We start from the raw sequence: 17,519 nt of genomic DNA on the forward strand, positions 1-17,519 counted from the left end.
AATAACAGAGTTATTGATGAATGGTTAAGATCCGCTGTGCTGAAATTAGTACAAGGGTATCAATCGGATTTATATTATGAGCCAGCTAACTGAAAGCACTTTTCATTCTTCAAAACCAGTTACAAGTTTTAGCCTCTTTTGTAGCCTGATGACCGGACATTGGCGCCCCGGACAATTTTGGCATCAGCGTAGCTTTCGTCGTAAGTTTTTGTTGCGCTCAGCGCTTATGCCGCGATTAACGCGTGAATGGATGACCGAGTTGGCGCAATGGCCTGACCTTGATAGCATACTTGCACGCCAGCCACGATTGCCGGTTCGTTTGCATCGCGCCTATCTCGCGAAAAATCTTGACCACAAAACGAAACTGGATGCCGTGCGTTATCATTACAATGCTATCCGTAGCTTTTTTTCAGCCACTGAATTTAAGAATTATTTAAGTGAAGATGGATTACAACTAGCACAAATTGAGGGAAAAAATAGCGAAGTATTTAGCGTAATAATGACTTCATTCATCATACTGGATAAAGAAGGTGAAAGCACCATTCTGGTACGCAATTGCACTGGCGAGACTTTAGCGGAAATGACGTTTACGCTGTGCAATTATGAAGGGAGCAGTACACTGTTTATTGGCGGGTTACAGGGAGGCAGCCGATTACTGCCACATGAAGAAATTCAAAAAGCGACCAAATCATGCCATGGGATTTTCCCAAAACGTATTGTGATGGAAGCCATTTGCTGTTTTGCGGAACAATTAAATATCGAACAAATTCTGGCTGTAAGCAATGAACAGCATATTTTTCGCAGCCCGCGCTACGACGATAAAAACAAGGTAATCCTTTCCGACTACAACACTTTTTGGGAGTCGGTTGGCGGTGAGTGTGACAGCAACGGGTACTATCATATTCCGCGCACGCTGGCGCGAAAAAGCGAGGCGGATATTGCGAGCAAAAAACGCGCAGAATACCGCCGCCGCTATCAGCTACTGGACAGCATCCATTCGCAGCTGTCGTCGATGTTTCGCCACTAATCCGCTCTGCCGCGTGCCAGCCACAGCACGCGGGAAAACATTTTTCGCAGCAGCGTTGGCACCGCATCAACGCCCCGCCGCCCGGCTTCCATCGCTACCTCGATCGCCAGATCCGGTTTTGACGACCGATGAATCGCCTTGGAGATTATTTTGCGCATATTCATAGGCACGTTCTCCGGAATTTGCGCCACCCGGTGAAAGACGTCAGCAAACCCCTGGCGATACATAAAGTGTTCCATATCCAGTGCGGGGAGCATGGTCAAATGCTCGCGCTCTTCCTCTCTGTCGTCATTCAATAAGCTACGTACCGTGGCCGCGTACTTTTTCCCGGCTTCATCTCCATCGACCAGCACATGCCACTCTATTCCCATCCGGCGGGCGAATTTAACCAGCGGCTTAAGACCGGACTGGGCAAATTCAATGACTTTAATCCCTTCCGCATCAAAGTGGTGTCCGCACTGGCGGGCCAGTTCGTTAATCACCCAGGTTTCCGTTTCACCTTCCACCAGCAGCCAGCAGCGGGCAAACAACGATGACGCACGATTAAAACGAATATGAAATGCGATTCGCCGACCGTCTTCTGCACTGATCCCACCCGGTCCCAGCCGCCAGGCGGCGACGCGGGATGATTCACGCACCAGACGAACAACATGTTCAACAGGCGTAAGGGACAGCAGCTCACCGGAGTTGGTGGTCGCCACTCGCTGCAGAGGCAGTAAATTCAACAAGTGCCAGGCCACCGACAGCATGATCGGATGTAAACGCGTTTCTGGATCTTCCACCAGCAATAAAGGTCGGGCGTCTTTATCCAGCCTTAGCGTGCCTTTGGCCTGCAACAAGGTCGAAAACAGGCCCAACAGAATAACCCGGTGCGTACGTCCGCCGGGTTTATCAATCATGCGGTTAATAATGTCCAGATAGCGCCAGCTCCGTTGTTCGTTATTGGAGCGACGGCGCATCAGACGGTAGCGGGACTGGCCAGCCCCCTGCTCGGAAAAATAGTGCTCCAACAGCTGTACCATGGCCGATAAACCCTGACGGATCTGCCCGTCTGTCAGGTTTTGCGGCCGGGTAGCCAGCTCACGCGCCAGAAAATCCAGTTGGCGGGCGGTGACTTCGACATCCGCCGAATCTGGCACCGTACCGTTGCGGATCCGTCGCATAAATCGCGCGTCACGCAGACGCAGTACCGGCATCAGGCGCACGAGGTGTCGCGCCTGATCGTTAATGTCATCGAGAGGTAATGGATGGCCGTCGCCGTCAAGAAAACTGCGCAAGGTCAGAACGCTACCGTCATCCGCACACTCGCCTTCCAGGCGATAAAAAATGCGGTGATAGCCATCCTGGCACGGCGTCCAGCTGGCTTCCAGAGGACGATAGCGACGCACCCGGTGACGACCTGGTTGGGATTCACGAAACGTCAGGATAATGTGCAGGTGGTGTTCCCGGCCCTGTATATCACCCGGCGGGAACCAGAAATCCTCGCGGACAAAATGATACAGGTCTGACTCCGGCGACAGCAGCAGGGTCAAGGCATCCAGCAGACTGGATTTACCCCACGCGTTCTCCCCAATCAGCACGTTGCTCTGCTCCAGCATCAACGACAGACGGTTAATACCACGAAATCCAACAATCTCAACGCGTTCGAGAATCATATAGCCTCCGGAAATGCTAACTTTTTCCTTCAAGTTATCAGGAGTATAACGGCAAGCGGGCGCTCAGGACACCCGGTATGATCAGGAGGTTAGTAGCAGAAATTGAAAAATATAAGAATATTCTTCTTATGTTTTCCTCGGAATATTATTTCAGAACTCAATCATCACCTTTTCCTAATTGAACTATGCTTCATTCATCCAATATTCATAAAGGAATAACAACATATTGCCTTAAATCAAATTTTTTCATCAATTTAACTGGCGAAGGGATGATGTTTTTTTCTAAAATACCCGCTCTTTCATCATCGTCCCTTTTTAGCGATGAATTACCGGGCAAGGAACTCGAACCCGGAACTTTTAATTGAGGTGGTTATGTTCAGGAAATTAGCAGCTGAATTCTTCGGTACGTTTTGGCTCGTCTTTGGCGGGTGCGGTAGCGCAATACTGGCCGCAGCATTCCCGGAGTTGGGTATTGGATTTGCCGGTGTCGCGCTGGCATTCGGCCTGACAGTATTAACCATGGCATTCGCTGTGGGTCATATTTCCGGTGGACACTTTAACCCAGCGGTAACCTTCGGTTTATGGGCTGGCGGTCGCTTCCCGGCAAAAGACGTTATTGGTTACGTTATTGCTCAGGTTGTGGGCGGTATTGTTGCAGCTGCGGCCCTGTATCTTATTGCCAGCGGTAAAGCTGGTTTTGATGCAACGGCCAGTGGTTTTGCTTCGAACGGCTTTGGTGAACATTCACCAGGCGGTTATTCCATGCTTTCTGCCGTCGTCATTGAAATTATTCTGACCGCAGGTTTCTTATTAGTGATCCACGGCGCGACCGATAAACATGCTCCGGCAGGTTTTGCACCTATCGCAATTGGTCTGGCGTTAACACTGATTCACTTGATCAGTATTCCGGTCACCAACACTTCCGTAAACCCGGCACGTAGTACCGCAGTCGCCATCTTCCAGGGCGGCTGGGCACTGCAACAATTGTGGTTCTTCTGGGTTATGCCGATCATCGGTGGGGTACTCGGCGGTCTTATTTACCGCACTCTGCTGGAAAAACGCGATTAATCGCTAACAAAAAGACCTGACTATTGTCAGGTCTTTTTTCTCCACGCTATATTTCCTTTTATTTGCAACTTTACTCCTCTCTTTGCATTGAGTAGTGTGTGCTAGCGCATTTCGTCTTACTTCTCAGCAAGGATCTGATTTTCATGTTTTCAGGGCTGTTAATCATTCTGGTTCCCCTTATTGTGGGCTACCTTATTCCGCTCCGGCACAGGACTGCATTACAACTTATCAATCGCCTGTTAAGCTGGATCGTCTACCTTATTCTCTTTTTTATGGGTATTAGCCTGGCGTTTCTGGATAATCTCGCCAGCAACCTGTTAGCCATTCTTCATTATTCTGCGGTCAGCGTGACAGTCATTATACTGTGTAATATTGCGGCGCTGTTCTGGCTGGAGCGTTCGCTGCCCTGGAGACACAACCACAAGCAAGAAAAGCTCCCCTCGCGAATTGCAATGGCGCTTGAGTCGCTTCAGCTTTGCGGCGTCGTCGTCGTCGGTTTCCTGCTCGGCCTCACTGGGCTTCCCATTCTGCAGCATGCCACCGAAGCCAGCGAATATACGTTAATCTTTTTACTGTTCCTGGTGGGGATTCAACTGCGCAACAGCGGCATGACCTTAAAGCAAATTGTGCTAAACCGTCGGGGGATGATCGTGGCCGTCGTCGTCGTCGCCAGTTCGATGCTGGCGGGGGTTATCAATGCCTTGATCCTCGGTCTGCCGCTGAAAACCGCGCTGGCGATGGCATCGGGTTTTGGCTGGTATTCCCTGTCCGGTATTCTGTTAACCGAATCGTTCGGGCCCGTAATTGGTAGTGCCGCCTTCTTTAACGACCTGGCCCGTGAGCTGATCGCCATTATGTTGATTCCAGGAATGGTGGGCCGCAGCCGCTCTACCGCGCTGGGATTATGCGGCGCGACATCAATGGATTTCACCCTGCCCGTTTTACAACGCAGCGGCGGTCTGGAAATGGTCCCGGCAGCCATCGTCCACGGCTTTATTCTGAGTCTTTTAGTGCCTCTGCTGATGGCGTTTTTCTCCGCCTGACGCCCGGGCAAATACCTCTCTGGCGGTAGTCAGCTACCGCCAAAATTGCGCTAAATCAATCTCCCTGCAAGTAGTAGCAGAAATCCCTTTTATCCCTACGCGCACAGGCATAACCTTAAACATGTATATTAAATATAACTTTAAAAGGTGTGACCATGTTTTGTGTGCAATGTGAACAAACCATCCGTACTCCGGCAGGAAACGGCTGCTCTTACGCGCAGGGTATGTGCGGTAAAACGGCTGAAACCTCCGATTTGCAGGATCTGCTGATTGCTTCCCTACAAGGTCTGTCTGCATGGGCTGTTAAAGCACGTGAATACGGCATCATCGACCATGAGGTTGATAACTTTGCTCCGCGTGCGTTCTTCTCCACGCTGACTAACGTTAACTTCGATTCCCCGCGTATTGTTGGCTATGCCCGTGAAGCTATCGCCATGCGCGACGCCCTGAAAGCGCAATGCCTGAACATCGATGCGAATGCGGCGGTCGCCAACCCAATGGCCGATCTGCAACTGGTCAGCGACGATCTGGGCGACCTGCAACGTCAGGCCGCTGAATTTACCCCGAACAAAGACAAAGCAACCATCGGCGAGAACATTCTCGGCCTGCGCCTGCTGTGTCTGTACGGCCTGAAAGGTGCGGCAGCTTACATGGAGCACGCGCACGTTCTTGGTCAGTACGACAACGATATCTATGCTCAGTACCACAAAATCATGGCGTGGCTGGGTACCTGGCCTTCCGATATGAACGCTCTGTTGGAGTGTTCAATGGAAATCGGCCAGATGAACTTCAAAGTAATGAGCATTCTGGATGCCGGTGAAACCACCAAATACGGTCACCCGACCCCGACCCAGGTCAACGTAAAAGCAACCGAAGGTAAGTGCATCCTGATCTCCGGTCACGACCTGAAAGATCTGTACAACCTGCTGGAGCAGACCGAAGGTACCGGTGTTAACGTCTATACCCACGGTGAAATGCTGCCGGCACACGGCTACCCGGAACTGCGTAAGTTCAAACACCTGATCGGTAACTACGGCAGCGGTTGGCAGAACCAGCAGGTAGAGTTTGCCCGCTTCCCAGGTCCGATCGTCATGACCTCTAACTGCATCATCGACCCGACCGTTGGCGCGTACGACGACCGTATCTGGACCCGTAGCATCGTCGGTTGGCCGGGTGTCAGCCACCTCGAAGGCGACAACTTCGGTCCGGTTATCGCTCAGGCACAGCAGATGGCTGGCTTCCCGTACAGCGAAATCCCGCACCTGATCACCGTAGGTTTCGGTCGTCAGACCCTGCTGGGCGCTGCTGATACCCTGATCGACCTGGTGAGCCGCGAAAAACTGCGTCACATATTCCTGGTTGGCGGTTGTGACGGTGCACGTGGTGAACGTAACTACTTCACCGACTTCGCCACCAGCGTGCCGGATGACTGCCTGATCCTGACCCTTGCTTGCGGTAAATACCGTTTCAACAAACTGGAGTTCGGCGATATCGAAGGTCTGCCGCGTCTGGTGGATGCCGGTCAGTGTAACGATGCTTACTCTGCCATCATCCTGGCGGTAACCCTGGCTGAGAAACTGGGCTGTGGCGTGAACGATCTGCCGCTGTCTCTGGTGCTCTCCTGGTTCGAACAGAAAGCGATTGTTATTCTGCTGACCCTGCTGTCTCTGGGCGTGAAAAACATCGTCACTGGCCCGACTGCACCTGGTTTCTTCACACCGGATCTGCTGGCAGTTCTCAACGAGAAATTTGGTCTGCGTTCCGTGACCACCGTTGAAGAAGACATGAAGCAACTGCTGAGCGCGTAAGGAGTAAAGAATGACAATGCCAACTCATCAGTGCCCATGGCGGATGCAGGTTCACCACATCCATCAGGAAACGCCGGATGTATGGACAATTTCGTTGCTGTGCCACGATTATTATCCTTACCGCGCCGGGCAGTATGCACTGGTCAGCGTACGTAATTCAGCGGATACGCTGCGTGCTTACACCATTTCTTCAACGCCGGGCGTTAGCGAGTACATCACGTTGACCATCCGCCGGATTGACGATGGCGCAGGTTCACAGTGGCTAACCCGCGACGTGAAGCGCGGCGACTATATCTGGCTGTCGGATGCAATGGGTGAGTTCACCTGTGAAGATAAAGCGGAAGACAAGTTCCTGATGCTGGCCGCCGGCTGTGGTGTCACGCCAATCATGTCAATGCGTCGCTGGTTGGCAAAGTACCGCCCACAAGCGGATGTACAGGTAATCTTTAACGTTCGCTCGCCGCAAGATGTCATTTTTGCCGACGAGTGGCGCGAATATCCGGTGACATTAGTTGCTGAAAACAATGCCACAGAAGGTTTTGTTTCCGGCCGACTGACGACTGAACTGCTGAAAAGCGTACCGGATCTGACCTCGCGTACCGTGATGACCTGTGGCCCGGCACCGTATATGGATCTGGTCGAGAAAGAAGTCAAAGCGCTGGGCGTGACGCGCTTCTTTAAGGAGCAGTTCTTCACACCTGTTGCCGAAGCCGCCACCAGCGGTCTGAAGTTTACCAAGCTACAGCCGGCGAAAGAGTTCTACGCGCCGGTGGGCAGTACGCTGCTGGATGCGCTGGAAAGCAACAAGGTTCCGGTTGTCGCCGCATGCCGTGCAGGCGTTTGCGGCTGCTGCAAAACCAAAGTGGTTGACGGTAACTACACGGTCAGCAGCACCATGACGCTGACCGACGCAGAAATCGCTGAAGGTTATGTGCTGGCTTGTTCCTGTCATCCGCAGGGTGATTTAGTGCTGGCGTAATTGGCCGGTATCTGATGTACAAAAGGCTGCCTGGCTGTACCGGGTGGCCTTTTTTTATGCTGTCAGGCGTTGAAAAATTCTGATGTTTTCACTCTCCCCGCAAATTATCGACCACACTTACCCTGCGCAGATTAAACATAATCCCCGACTAGCACGTCGAACTTTCTACAAGGATCCCCATGAAAAAAGTGGCTATTGTCGGCGTCGGTCCCACCGGGATTTATACGTTTCATGCCCTGGTTGAGCGCGGTGAACCGCTGGAAATAGAGCTTTACGAGCAAGCTGAAGAGGCGGGCGTTGGCATGCCTTACAATAGCAACAACAACGCAGACCACATGCTGGCAAATATAGCCAGCATTGAGATCCCGCCGATCTATATCAGTTATCTGACGTGGCTTCAGAATCAAAGTGATGACTATCTGGCCCAGTTTCAGATTGAACGCGCGTCTTTGCATGAGCGGCAATTTTTACCCCGCGTGATCCTCGGCGACTATTATCGCGATCGTTTCTTAGCCATTGTCGAGAAAGCGCAACAAGCCGGTTTCACGATTCGCGTACATGAATCAAGCGAAGTCACCGACCTGCGAGCAGACCCGAATGGGGTTTCTTTGTGGATCAACCACGCGTCACAGCCCGTTGAGGTGGATTTCGCCGCTATCGCCACTGGTCATCTGTGGCCTGAAACGGATGCTCAGGCACGCAAATTTTTCCCCAGTCCGTGGACCGGTCTGATGGACGCGCAGATTGGTGCTTGCCGGGTAGGGATTCTGGGCACCTCGTTAAGTGCTATCGACGCCGCGATGGCTGTGGCCAGTCAGCATGGCACCTTCACTACCAATACCGACCATTCACTGCAATTCACACCTAAATCCGACAGTCAAAACCTGAAACTGACCCTGATGTCGCGCAGCGGGGTACTGCCTGAAGCGGATTTTTACTGCCCCCTTCCGTATGAATCGCTGAATATCGCGACGCCAGAAGCGATTGAAGATGCCATTGCCCATGGCCAAAACGGATTACTGGATCGCATCTTTCAGCTTATGGCGCAACAACTGCAAGACGCAGCGCCAGGCTGGTGCCAACAGGTGGCGCTTGCGACGCTTAACGCCGACACGTTCCCCGAAGTCTATTTCGCCGACAGGCTCAGACATGACCCTTTTGACTGGGCAAGACGTAACCTGGTAGAAGTTGAGCGCAACAAGCAAAAACAACATACCGTCGCCTGGCGCTATACCTTGCTGCGCCTGCACGAGATTATTGAGGAGATAGTCCCTCATCTTGATACCCGCGACGAAAAACGTTTCAGGTGCGGACTGGCGCGGGTATTTATTGATAACTATGCGGCAATCCCGTCAGAGTCAGTTCGCCGAATGCTGGCGCTGCACGAAGCCGGGCTGATTGAGATCCTCGCGCTTGGCACAGATTATGAGCGTATGAATGAACAGGAAATGACGGTAATTTCCCACCACGGTCAGCGCAGCGAATTTGATGTGTTTATTGACGCCCGAGGACAACGGGCATTGCAGAGCAAAGATATCCCATTCCCAACGCTACGCGATCAACTGCTGGCCTGTGGCGATGAGATCCCGGATGTCGGCGAAGATTACACGCTGCAAGCGCCGGAAAACGCCCGCAATCGCATCGCTTTTGGCGGGCTGCCGTGGTTGATGCACGATCGTCCGTTTATTCAGGGATTAGTGGTCAGCGCTGAAATAGGCGCCGCGATGGCAAGGGCATTGACGCAGCGAGCGCTGAGACGTCGGCACAAACTATGGAACAGTGACGACATAGATTAGCGACAGATTGAACGACGAGGCGGAGCAATGCTACGCTTTCCCGCCTCGGTATTGACTCTCAGATGGTAACTATCGCCAGGCTGAATTTCCGGCAACGGAGTAACGCCCCGCCCCCAAAAACGCCACGGCCAGCGCGCCGATGAAGAAATAAACCAGACTTTCAATCGCCCATGCACCGGTTTTATCCAGTGTCCAGGTTTCGCCCATCCCGACCATCAGCCATGCCACAACCATCGTAAACGCCAGCCCCAACGCCGCCGGACGCGTCAGGATGCCAAGAATAATCAGGCACGGTGCCACGACCTCTCCCAACAGAACGCCATACGCAATAAAGCCAGGGAAACCTTTCGCGATCAACATACCGCTGATGCCATCAATACCCGCAAAGAGTTTATGCAGCCCATGAAACAGCATCAGCCCACCGACGGCAAAGCGTAACAATAACTTGCCAAAATCTTCGTGAGTCAATACTCGGTTAACTGAATTTAATAGTTTTATAACCATTTGAATTTATTCCTTGTTTCACCATGTCCAATAACAAACTACGCTTAATACAGGTTAAATGAAACCTGCCGGAAATAAGGGGGAAATGAGAAGCATAACTATTATCTTCATCTAAACTTGTAACCGGTATCACATTAGAGGAGAAGGAAAACCATGAAACAAACGGTTGCCGCTTTTATTGCTAAAACACTCGAACAGGCTGGCGTAAAACGCATTTGGGGTGTAACGGGTGACTCGCTAAATGGTCTGAGTGACAGTCTGAATCGTATGGGAACAATTGACTGGATGCCAACCCGTCATGAAGAGGTTGCAGCCTTCGCCGCGGGCGCTGAAGCGCAGTTAACGGGCGAGCTGGCTGTCTGTGCAGGCTCGTGTGGGCCAGGCAACCTGCACCTGATTAATGGGCTGTTTGATTGTCACCGTAACCACGTTCCGGTACTGGCAATCGCCGCACATATTCCCTCCAGTGAAATAGGCAGCGGTTATTTTCAGGAGACCCACCCGCAAGAGTTGTTCCGTGAATGTAGCCACTATTGCGAGCTGGTTTCCAGCCCAGAACAGATCCCACAGGTGCTGGCAATTGCCATGCGTAAGGCGGTGCTCAACCGTGGCGTTTCCGTGGTGGTTTTACCTGGTGATGTGGCGCTAAAGCCTGCGCCTGAAAGCGCCACCACGCACTGGTATCATGCGCCGCTCCCGGTGGTGACTCCACAAGAAGAAGAGCTGAAAAAACTGGCGGAACTGCTGCGCTACTCCAGCAATATCGCCCTGATGTGCGGTAGTGGCTGCGCCGGTGCGCATAAAGAACTGGTTGAGTTTGCGGCTAAAATCAAAGCGCCGATTGTTCACGCCCTGCGTGGTAAAGAGCATGTTGAGTACGATAACCCCTATGACGTGGGAATGACCGGGCTGATTGGCTTTTCATCCGGCTTCCATACCATGATGAATGCCGACACACTTATCCTGCTTGGCACCCAGTTCCCCTATCGCCCGTTCTACCCCACCGACGCCAAAATTATTCAGATTGATATCAATCCGGCGAGCATTGGCGCGCACAGTAAAGTTGATATGGCGCTGGTAGGCGATATTAAATCCACTCTCCGTGCCCTACTGCCGCTGGTGGAGGAAAAAACCGAGCGGCAGTTCCTGGACAAAGCGCTGGAGCACTATCGCGAGGCGCGCAAAGGGCTGGATGATTTAGCCAAACCCAGCGATAAAGCCATTCACCCGCAGTATCTGGCGCAGCAGATCAGCCACTTTGCCGCTGACGATGCCATCTTTACCTGCGACGTTGGCACGCCAACGGTGTGGGCAGCACGCTATCTGAAAATGAACGGCAAACGTCGCCTGCTCGGATCGTTTAACCACGGGTCGATGGCGAATGCCATGCCGCAGGCACTCGGCGCACAAGCCACAGAACCAGGACGCCAGGTTGTGGCAATGTGCGGTGACGGCGGCTTTAGCATGCTGATGGGAGACTTTCTGTCGGTTGTCCAGATGAAGCTGCCGGTGAAGATTATTGTCTTCAACAACAGCGTGCTGGGATTTGTCGCAATGGAGATGAAAGCGGGCGGTTATCTGACCGACGGCACCGAACTGCACGACACCAACTTCGCGCGTATTGCCGAAGCCTGCGGCATTACAGGCATTCGCGTGGAAAAATCCTCAGAGGTTGATGAAGCGCTACAAAGGGCGATGTCGATTGACGGCCCGGTGCTGGTCGATGTGGTCGTGGCGAAAGAAGAGCTGGCGATCCCGCCGCAGATCAAACTCGAACAGGCCAAAGGTTTTAGCCTGTATATGCTGCGCGCAATCATCAGCGGACGCGGTGATGAAGTGATCGAACTGGCGAAAACGAACTGGCTCAGGTAAAACATCCTTATTAAATCACACACAAAATCATTCATGAGGCATCTAGGCGGCTAGCCCGAAAATCCCCAGGAGCATAGGTATACTATGTGACTGGGGTTTAAGGGTGCGGCCAACGCCGAAGCAGCTTGAAGGATGAAGTGTAATAAGGAGACACCATGATTGATTTACGCAGTGATACCGTCACCCGGCCGAGTCGCGCCATGCTGGAAGAGATGATGGCAGCCCCGGTCGGGGATGACGTGTATGGAGACGACCCTACCGTTAACGCCCTCCAGCAATACGCCGCAGAGCTTTCTGGTAAAGAAGCTGCTATTTTCTTACCTACCGGTACTCAGGCTAACCTGGTGGCGCTGCTCAGCCATTGTCAGCGTGGCGAAGAGTACATTGCCGGTCAGCGCGCACATAACTATCTCTACGAAGCAGGTGGCGCAGCGGTGCTCGGTAGCATTCAACCGCAGCCTATCGACGCCGCACCGGATGGCTCCCTGCCGCTGGACAAAGTGGCTGCAAAAATCAAAGTGGACGATATCCATTTTGCCCGCACCCGCTTGCTCAGCCTGGAAAATACCCACAACGGCAAAGTGCTGCCGCGCGCGTATCTGAAAGACGCCTGGGAATTCACCCGCGAGCGTAATCTTGCCCTGCACGTCGACGGCGCACGTATTTTTAACGCCATCGTCGCCTACGGCTGTGAACTTAAAGATGTCACGCAATACTGTGATTCGTTCACCATTTGCCTCTCCAAAGGCCTCGGCACCCCCGTTGGTTCACTGCTGGTCGGCAGCCACGAGTACATCAAACGCGCTATTCGCTGGCGCAAAATGACCGGCGGCGGAATGCGTCAGGCCGGTATTCTGGCAGCAGCCGGACTGTATGCGCTGAAAAATAACGTGGCGCGTTTGCAGGAAGACCATGACAACGCCGCCTGGATGGCGGAGCAGCTGCGCGAAGCAGGGGCGGACGTCATGCGCCACGACACAAATATGCTGTTTGTTCGCGTTGGCGAAGAGCACGCTGCCGCGCTGGGAGAATATATGAAAGCGCAAGGCGTGCTGATTAACGCCTCCCCAATTGTGCGCCTGGTGATGCACCTGGACGTATCGCGTGAACAACTTGCTGAAGTCGTCGCCCACTGGCGCGCTTTTTTAACCCAATAAGGAGATGGGCGTGCCGCAACGGATTTTGGTTCTTGGCGCCAGTGGCTACATTGGTCAGCATTTGGTACAGGCGCTCAGTCAGCAAGGGCATCAGGTGTTGGCTGCGGCACGTCGCATTGAACGGCTGGAAAAGCAGCAACTGCCCAATGTCAGTTGCCACAAGGTCGATTTGAATTGGCCAGAAAACCTCACCCCGCTGCTGACGGGTGTTGATACGGTTTATTATCTGGTTCATGGTATGGGCGAAGGCGGTGATTTTATCGCCCACGAACGTCAGGTGGCGATGAACGTGCGCGATGCGCTGCGTAATACGCCAGTTAAACAGCTTATTTTCCTGAGCTCATTGCAGGCTCCCCGGCATGAACAATCCGATCATCTGCGTGCGCGACAGATAACCGCAGACACCCTGCGCGAGTCAGGCGTGCCAATGACGGAATTGCGCGCGGGCATTATCGTGGGAGCGGGTTCCGCTGCCTTTGAAGTCATGCGCGATATGGTTTACAACCTGCCGGTTCTCACCCCTCCACGCTGGGTACGCTCGCGTACCACACCTATCGCGCTGGAGAATTTAATGTACTACCTGGTGGCGTTGCTGGATCATCCCACACAGCATCACCGCGTCCTCGAAGCCGCCGGGCCGCAGGTGTTGAGCTATCAGGAACAGTTCGAGCATTTTATGGCGGTCAGCGGTAAACATCGCCTGCTCATCCCCATCCCCTTCCCTACCCGCTGGATTTCGGTCTGGTTTTTGAACGTCATTACGTCAGTGCCGCCGACCACGGCCAAAGCGCTGATCCAGGGCTTAAAACACGACCTGCTGGCTGATGACACCGAATTACGTGCGCTGATCCCGCAAAAGCTGATTGCCTTTGATGACGCGGTGCGCAGCACCTTGAAGGAAGAAGAGAAGCTGGTCAACTCCAGCGACTGGGGTTACGACGCACAGGCGTTTGCCCGCTGGCGTCCAGAATATGGCTATTTTGCTAAACAAGCTGGCTTTAGCGTTGAAACCTCCGCCAGCAAAAAGGCTCTGTGGCAGGTTGTGAATCGACTCGGCGGCAAAGAAGGCTATTTCTTTGGCAATATTCTATGGAAGACGCGCGCGGCGTTGGACCTGCTGGTCGGCCATAAGCTGGCAAAAGGTCGTCCCAAACACCCACTATTGCAAGTTGGCGATACCGTTGATAGCTGGAAAGTCATCATCGTTGAGCCGGAGAAACAGCTGACGCTGCTGTTTGGGATGAAAGCGCCGGGACTGGGTCGCCTGAGCTTCACACTGGAAGATAAAGGTGACCACCGACGCATTGATGTACGCGCGTGGTGGCATCCGCACGGTATGCCTGGCCTCTTCTACTGGCTGTTGATGATCCCCGCCCACCTGTTCATTTTCAGGGGGATGGCGAAGCGTATAGCCAAACTTGCAGAACAAATCACAGACTAATGATAAAAAGAGCCTGTATTCTTTCATGTTTCCCATTGCATACAGGCGTATTTCACGGAAGAATGCGCACGACGTTTTTTAAACACAGTGGATTGATATGAAGGTACTGGTTACCGGAGCCACCAGCGGCTTGGGCCGAAACGCGGTTGAGTTTTTATGCAGCAAAGGCGTCAGCGTCAGAGCCACCGGTCGCAACGAAGCGATGGGCAAGCTGCTGGAGAAAATGGGCGCAGAGTTTGTGCATGCGGATTTGACCGAGCTGGTCTCTTCGCAAGCAAAAGTGATGCTTGCCGGCATTGACACACTGTGGCACTGCTCCAGTTTCACCTCTCCATGGGGAACTCAGGAAGCTTTTGATCTGGCCAACGTTCGTGCTACCCGCCGTCTGGGCGAGTGGGCCGTAGCCTGGGGCGTACGTAACTTTATTCATATCTCCTCTCCGTCGCTGTATTTTGATTATCACCATCATCGCGATATCAAAGAAGACTTCCGTCCCCATCGCTTCGCCAATGAATTCGCCCGCAGCAAAGCGGCTGGAGAAGAGGTGATTGCGCTGCTCGCCCAGGCCAATCCGCAGACTCGCTTTACTGTCTTGCGCCCGCAAAGCTTGTTCGGACCTCACGATAAAGTCTTTATTCCCCGCCTCGCCCATATGATGTACCACTACGGCAGTATCCTGTTGCCGCACGGCGGGAGTGCGCTGGTGGATATGACCTATTACGAGAACGCAGTTCACGCGATGTGGCTGGCGAGTCAGGAAGCCTGCGATAAGCTGCCGTCGGGTCGTGCGTACAATATAACCAACGGTGAACATCGCACCCTGCGCAGTATTGTGCAGAAACTTATCGACGAGCTGAATATTGACTGCCGTATCCGCTCCGTGCCCTACCCGATGCTGGACATGATTGCCCGCAGCATGGAGCGCTTAGGCAATAAATCGGCGAAAGAGCCAAAGCTTACGCATTACGGCGTTTCGAAGCTAAATTTTGACTTTACGCTGGATACCAGCCGCGCTCAGGAAGAGTTAGGTTATCAGCCCGTTGTGACGCTGGATGAAGGGATTGAGCGTACCGCGGCCTGGCTGCGCGACCACGGTAAGCTGCCGCGTTAGGCTGATATCCATTGCAGGGTGGCGGCACAAGCGCCACAAATACCTGCCAAATTAACCGTAGGCCTGATAAGCGAAGCGCCATCAGGCATTGGTGTCTGCGTTAACCCTGCCCGTATTTCTCCAGTAACGCTTCGGCAATCGCCTGCGTTTCCGCGTCCGCCACGCCATTCCACAACGTCGGGCGGAAGTGCATCTGGAACGCCATAATCACCCGCTGCTGTTCACGCGGCGTCATCTCGGGTTTTACCTCATAGCCATAGCGTGACAGTAGATCGAGCAATGACGCGGTTTCTACCGGCGTATGGGGCGCTCGTCCGGCGAGATAAAATGCCACACGCTGAGCATCCGGCCATGCGCCAATGCCCTGAACGGCCAGTGCTTGCCACGGAAACAGCGGACCGGGATCGTCCTTACGCTGCGGCGCAATGTCTGCATGAGCCACCACGTTTTGCGGTTTTATGTCGTAGCGGGCGATGATATCTTTCGCCAATGGGACTAACGCCTGAATCTGCGCGGGCTCAAACGGCGCAAAATACTTGCTGCCCGCTGATTTTTGCCAGCCGCGGTTTTCCAGCTCAATGCCAATTGAGGTATCGTTAATACGCGTAGCGCCGCGCCAGAAGCTAATCCCCGCATGCCAGGCCAGATCTTTTTCCGGCACCAGTTGCCAGATACGCGGCTTACCATGGTAAAGCGGCGGCACTGCTGGGATCAAATAGTGCGAACTGACGTTTTTATCGGTCAGCGTAGCCAGAGAAGAGTCAAAATCATCGGCCGTGTAATGGATAACCAGCACTTTAATGCGCGGATAAGCAGCCTGTGCCTGTCGGCGGGTATCTAACTGATACCCGTCTTTGTCGACAATCCCTTTTTCGCCAGCACATCCCACCAGCAACAGCGTAAATGCCAGCAGACACAACAGACGTTTCATCGGCGAGTTTTCACCGCGGTACCGCTGACGCTCACCATCAGCATGCTACCGTCTTTGCCTACGGTTTCGTAATCGATATCGATACCGACCACCGCATCAGCACCCAGCGCTTTCGCCTGTTCGCCCAGCTCCTGAAAAGCAATTTCACGCGCTTTACGCAGCTCTTTTTCATACGCACCGGAGCGACCACCGACAATATCGCGAATGCCGGCGAAGAAATCGCGGAAGATATTCGCGCCTAAAATGGCTTCACCGGTAACAACACCGCAGTATTCCACGATGCTCTGTCCTTCCAGCGTAGGGGTTGTCGAAAACTGCATGGTTAATCTCCTTTTTGCGCTAAGAGCACGATCTCAAAAGCATTATCGAACCGATCCACTATCATTGAAAGGATATATTCTATCAACGTAGAACACTAATCGTAGAAAGCTAATAAGGAAATCATTATGCGCTACTCGAAACTCTCTCTGCTGGTTCCCTGTGCACTTCTTCTCAGCGCCTGTACTACCGTGACGCCGGTCTATAAAGATAACGGCACACGTAGTGGTTCATGCATAGAAGGTGGGCCAGACAGCGTGGCTCAACAATTCTATGATTACCGTATTCAGCATCGAAACAATGACATTACCGCCCTTCGTCCGTACCTGAGCGACAATCTGGCTAAACTGCTGACCGACGCCAGCCGCGATAATGCACACCGCGACCTGTTTAACAGCGATCCGTTCTCCAGTCGCGCTACGTTACCAGACAGCGCCAGTGTCGCTAGCGCATCGACTATTCCGAATAGTGATGCACGCAACATTCCACTGCGCGTAGAGCTGAAACAGGGTGACCAAAGCTGGCGTGATGAAGTGCTGATGATCCGTGAAGGTCAGTGCTGGGTCGTTGATGATGTACGCTATCTGGGCGGCAGCGTACACGCGCCAGCCGGGACGTTGCGCCAGTCTGTCGAAAACCGCTAACCGCCCCATTCACCCGCTTAAATCATAACCCCCATAAATTGTCTGGCATTCTGCATAGAATGCCGACAATTATTCTTACCCACTGGTGACCTCGCTATTTTGTGCTATGTTTAGAGAAGAATGCGGTTTGCATTTAACTTTTAACGCATAAATATTGCATAACTA

General features: G+C 53.0%; 15 protein-coding genes. 11 read left to right on the forward strand and 4 right to left on the reverse strand.

Going from position 1 to position 17,519, the window contains the following annotated elements; all coding sequences use genetic code 11:
* Positions 1-76 precede the first annotated feature (76 nt).
* Positions 77-1,027: a VirK/YbjX family protein gene (locus tag OGY72_RS10255; protein ID WP_003834290.1), complete on the forward strand. Its 951-nt coding sequence runs from the start codon at positions 77-79 to the stop codon at positions 1,025-1,027.
* Here the strand turns inward: OGY72_RS10255 and OGY72_RS10260 are convergent.
* Positions 1,024-2,682, reverse strand: coding sequence for an ATP-dependent endonuclease (locus tag OGY72_RS10260; RefSeq protein ID WP_003834292.1), 1,659 nt, complete (start codon positions 2,680-2,682; stop codon positions 1,024-1,026). The two genes, OGY72_RS10255 and OGY72_RS10260, sit on opposite strands and share 4 nt — an antisense overlap.
* 372 nt (positions 2,683-3,054) lie before the next feature.
* On the opposite strand from OGY72_RS10260, the gene aqpZ reads away from it, so the two are divergent.
* From aqpZ to OGY72_RS10285, 5 genes are all read left to right on the forward strand, one after another.
* The gene (gene aqpZ / locus OGY72_RS10265) at positions 3,055-3,750 is read left to right on the forward strand and encodes an aquaporin Z (protein ID WP_003834293.1); all 696 of its coding nucleotides are present in this window, start codon (positions 3,055-3,057) and stop codon (positions 3,748-3,750) included.
* A 143-nt stretch (positions 3,751-3,893) separates the two neighbouring features.
* Positions 3,894-4,793: a LysO family transporter gene (locus OGY72_RS10270; protein WP_003834295.1), complete on the forward strand. Its 900-nt coding sequence runs from the start codon at positions 3,894-3,896 to the stop codon at positions 4,791-4,793.
* Positions 4,794-4,948: 155 nt separating this feature from the next.
* Positions 4,949-6,601, forward strand: coding sequence for a hydroxylamine reductase (gene hcp, locus OGY72_RS10275; protein WP_079937585.1), 1,653 nt, complete (start codon positions 4,949-4,951; stop codon positions 6,599-6,601).
* Positions 6,602-6,611: 10 nt separating this feature from the next.
* On the forward strand, positions 6,612-7,580 hold the full coding sequence (gene hcr / locus OGY72_RS10280) for an NADH oxidoreductase (RefSeq protein ID WP_003834299.1): 969 nt from the start codon (positions 6,612-6,614) through the stop codon (positions 7,578-7,580).
* Between the two features lie 179 nt (positions 7,581-7,759).
* Entirely contained in the window at positions 7,760-9,376 is a 1,617-nt protein-coding gene (locus OGY72_RS10285; RefSeq protein WP_148361765.1) for an FAD-NAD(P)-binding protein, read from the forward strand.
* Positions 9,377-9,445: 69 nt separating this feature from the next.
* Here the strand turns inward: OGY72_RS10285 and OGY72_RS10290 are convergent, their stop codons facing one another.
* Entirely contained in the window at positions 9,446-9,880 is a 435-nt protein-coding gene (locus tag OGY72_RS10290; protein ID WP_003834302.1) for a DoxX family protein, read from the reverse strand.
* A 153-nt stretch (positions 9,881-10,033) separates the two neighbouring features.
* Here OGY72_RS10290 and poxB point away from each other — a divergent pair, with 153 nt between their 5' ends.
* The 4 genes from poxB (at position 10,034) to OGY72_RS10310 (ending at position 15,461) form a co-directional block, all read left to right on the forward strand.
* Positions 10,034-11,752, forward strand: coding sequence for a ubiquinone-dependent pyruvate dehydrogenase (gene poxB, locus OGY72_RS10295; RefSeq protein ID WP_286547742.1), 1,719 nt, complete (start codon positions 10,034-10,036; stop codon positions 11,750-11,752).
* Positions 11,753-11,907: 155 nt separating this feature from the next.
* Complete coding sequence (ltaE, locus tag OGY72_RS10300) at positions 11,908-12,909, forward strand: low-specificity L-threonine aldolase (RefSeq protein WP_286547743.1); 1,002 nt, start codon at positions 11,908-11,910, stop codon at positions 12,907-12,909.
* Between the two features lie 10 nt (positions 12,910-12,919).
* Entirely contained in the window at positions 12,920-14,350 is a 1,431-nt protein-coding gene (locus OGY72_RS10305) for an SDR family oxidoreductase (protein ID WP_126317705.1), read from the forward strand.
* A 97-nt stretch (positions 14,351-14,447) separates the two neighbouring features.
* Positions 14,448-15,461 (forward strand): 3-beta-hydroxysteroid dehydrogenase, encoded by a 1,014-nt coding sequence (locus tag OGY72_RS10310; protein WP_003834312.1) that lies wholly within the window; start codon positions 14,448-14,450, stop codon positions 15,459-15,461.
* Positions 15,462-15,561: 100 nt separating this feature from the next.
* Here OGY72_RS10310 and OGY72_RS10315 read toward each other — a convergent pair whose 3' ends face one another.
* Both OGY72_RS10315 and OGY72_RS10320 read right to left on the reverse strand, forming a co-directional pair.
* Positions 15,562-16,392 carry an N-acetylmuramoyl-L-alanine amidase gene (locus OGY72_RS10315; protein WP_003834315.1) on the reverse strand — a complete coding sequence of 277 codons (831 nt, stop codon included), beginning with the start codon at positions 16,390-16,392 and terminating at the stop codon, positions 15,562-15,564.
* Entirely contained in the window at positions 16,389-16,712 is a 324-nt protein-coding gene (locus tag OGY72_RS10320) for a heavy metal-binding domain-containing protein (RefSeq protein ID WP_001160725.1), read from the reverse strand. The genes OGY72_RS10315 and OGY72_RS10320 overlap by 4 nt, the downstream gene beginning before the upstream one ends.
* A 126-nt stretch (positions 16,713-16,838) precedes the next feature.
* Here OGY72_RS10320 and OGY72_RS10325 point away from each other — a divergent pair, with 126 nt between their 5' ends.
* Positions 16,839-17,354: a lipoprotein gene (locus OGY72_RS10325; RefSeq protein ID WP_003834409.1), complete on the forward strand. Its 516-nt coding sequence runs from the start codon at positions 16,839-16,841 to the stop codon at positions 17,352-17,354.
* Positions 17,355-17,519: the final 165 nt, after the last annotated feature.

Origin of the sequence: Citrobacter sp. Cpo221 (genome assembly GCF_030332345.1) — a bacterium.
Classification (GTDB): domain Bacteria; phylum Pseudomonadota; class Gammaproteobacteria; order Enterobacterales; family Enterobacteriaceae; genus Citrobacter; species Citrobacter portucalensis.

What these genes read in the sequence shown, in the direction of transcription:
- OGY72_RS10255 (WP_003834290.1), top strand. Translation starts at nt 77, where the DNA reads ATGAGCCAGCTAACTGAAAGCACTTTTCATTCTTCAAAACCAGTTACA.
- OGY72_RS10260 (WP_003834292.1), bottom strand. Translation starts at nt 2,682, where the DNA reads ATGATTCTCGAACGCGTTGAGATTGTTGGATTTCGTGGTATTAACCGT.
- aqpZ (WP_003834293.1), top strand. Translation starts at nt 3,055, where the DNA reads ATGTTCAGGAAATTAGCAGCTGAATTCTTCGGTACGTTTTGGCTCGTC.
- OGY72_RS10270 (WP_003834295.1), top strand. Translation starts at nt 3,894, where the DNA reads ATGTTTTCAGGGCTGTTAATCATTCTGGTTCCCCTTATTGTGGGCTAC.
- hcp (WP_079937585.1), top strand. Translation starts at nt 4,949, where the DNA reads ATGTTTTGTGTGCAATGTGAACAAACCATCCGTACTCCGGCAGGAAAC.
- hcr (WP_003834299.1), top strand. Translation starts at nt 6,612, where the DNA reads ATGACAATGCCAACTCATCAGTGCCCATGGCGGATGCAGGTTCACCAC.
- OGY72_RS10285 (WP_148361765.1), top strand. Translation starts at nt 7,760, where the DNA reads ATGAAAAAAGTGGCTATTGTCGGCGTCGGTCCCACCGGGATTTATACG.
- OGY72_RS10290 (WP_003834302.1), bottom strand. Translation starts at nt 9,880, where the DNA reads ATGGTTATAAAACTATTAAATTCAGTTAACCGAGTATTGACTCACGAA.
- poxB (WP_286547742.1), top strand. Translation starts at nt 10,034, where the DNA reads ATGAAACAAACGGTTGCCGCTTTTATTGCTAAAACACTCGAACAGGCT.
- ltaE (WP_286547743.1), top strand. Translation starts at nt 11,908, where the DNA reads ATGATTGATTTACGCAGTGATACCGTCACCCGGCCGAGTCGCGCCATG.
- OGY72_RS10310 (WP_003834312.1), top strand. Translation starts at nt 14,448, where the DNA reads ATGAAGGTACTGGTTACCGGAGCCACCAGCGGCTTGGGCCGAAACGCG.
- OGY72_RS10315 (WP_003834315.1), bottom strand. Translation starts at nt 16,392, where the DNA reads ATGAAACGTCTGTTGTGTCTGCTGGCATTTACGCTGTTGCTGGTGGGA.
- OGY72_RS10320 (WP_001160725.1), bottom strand. Translation starts at nt 16,712, where the DNA reads ATGCAGTTTTCGACAACCCCTACGCTGGAAGGACAGAGCATCGTGGAA.
- OGY72_RS10325 (WP_003834409.1), top strand. Translation starts at nt 16,839, where the DNA reads ATGCGCTACTCGAAACTCTCTCTGCTGGTTCCCTGTGCACTTCTTCTC.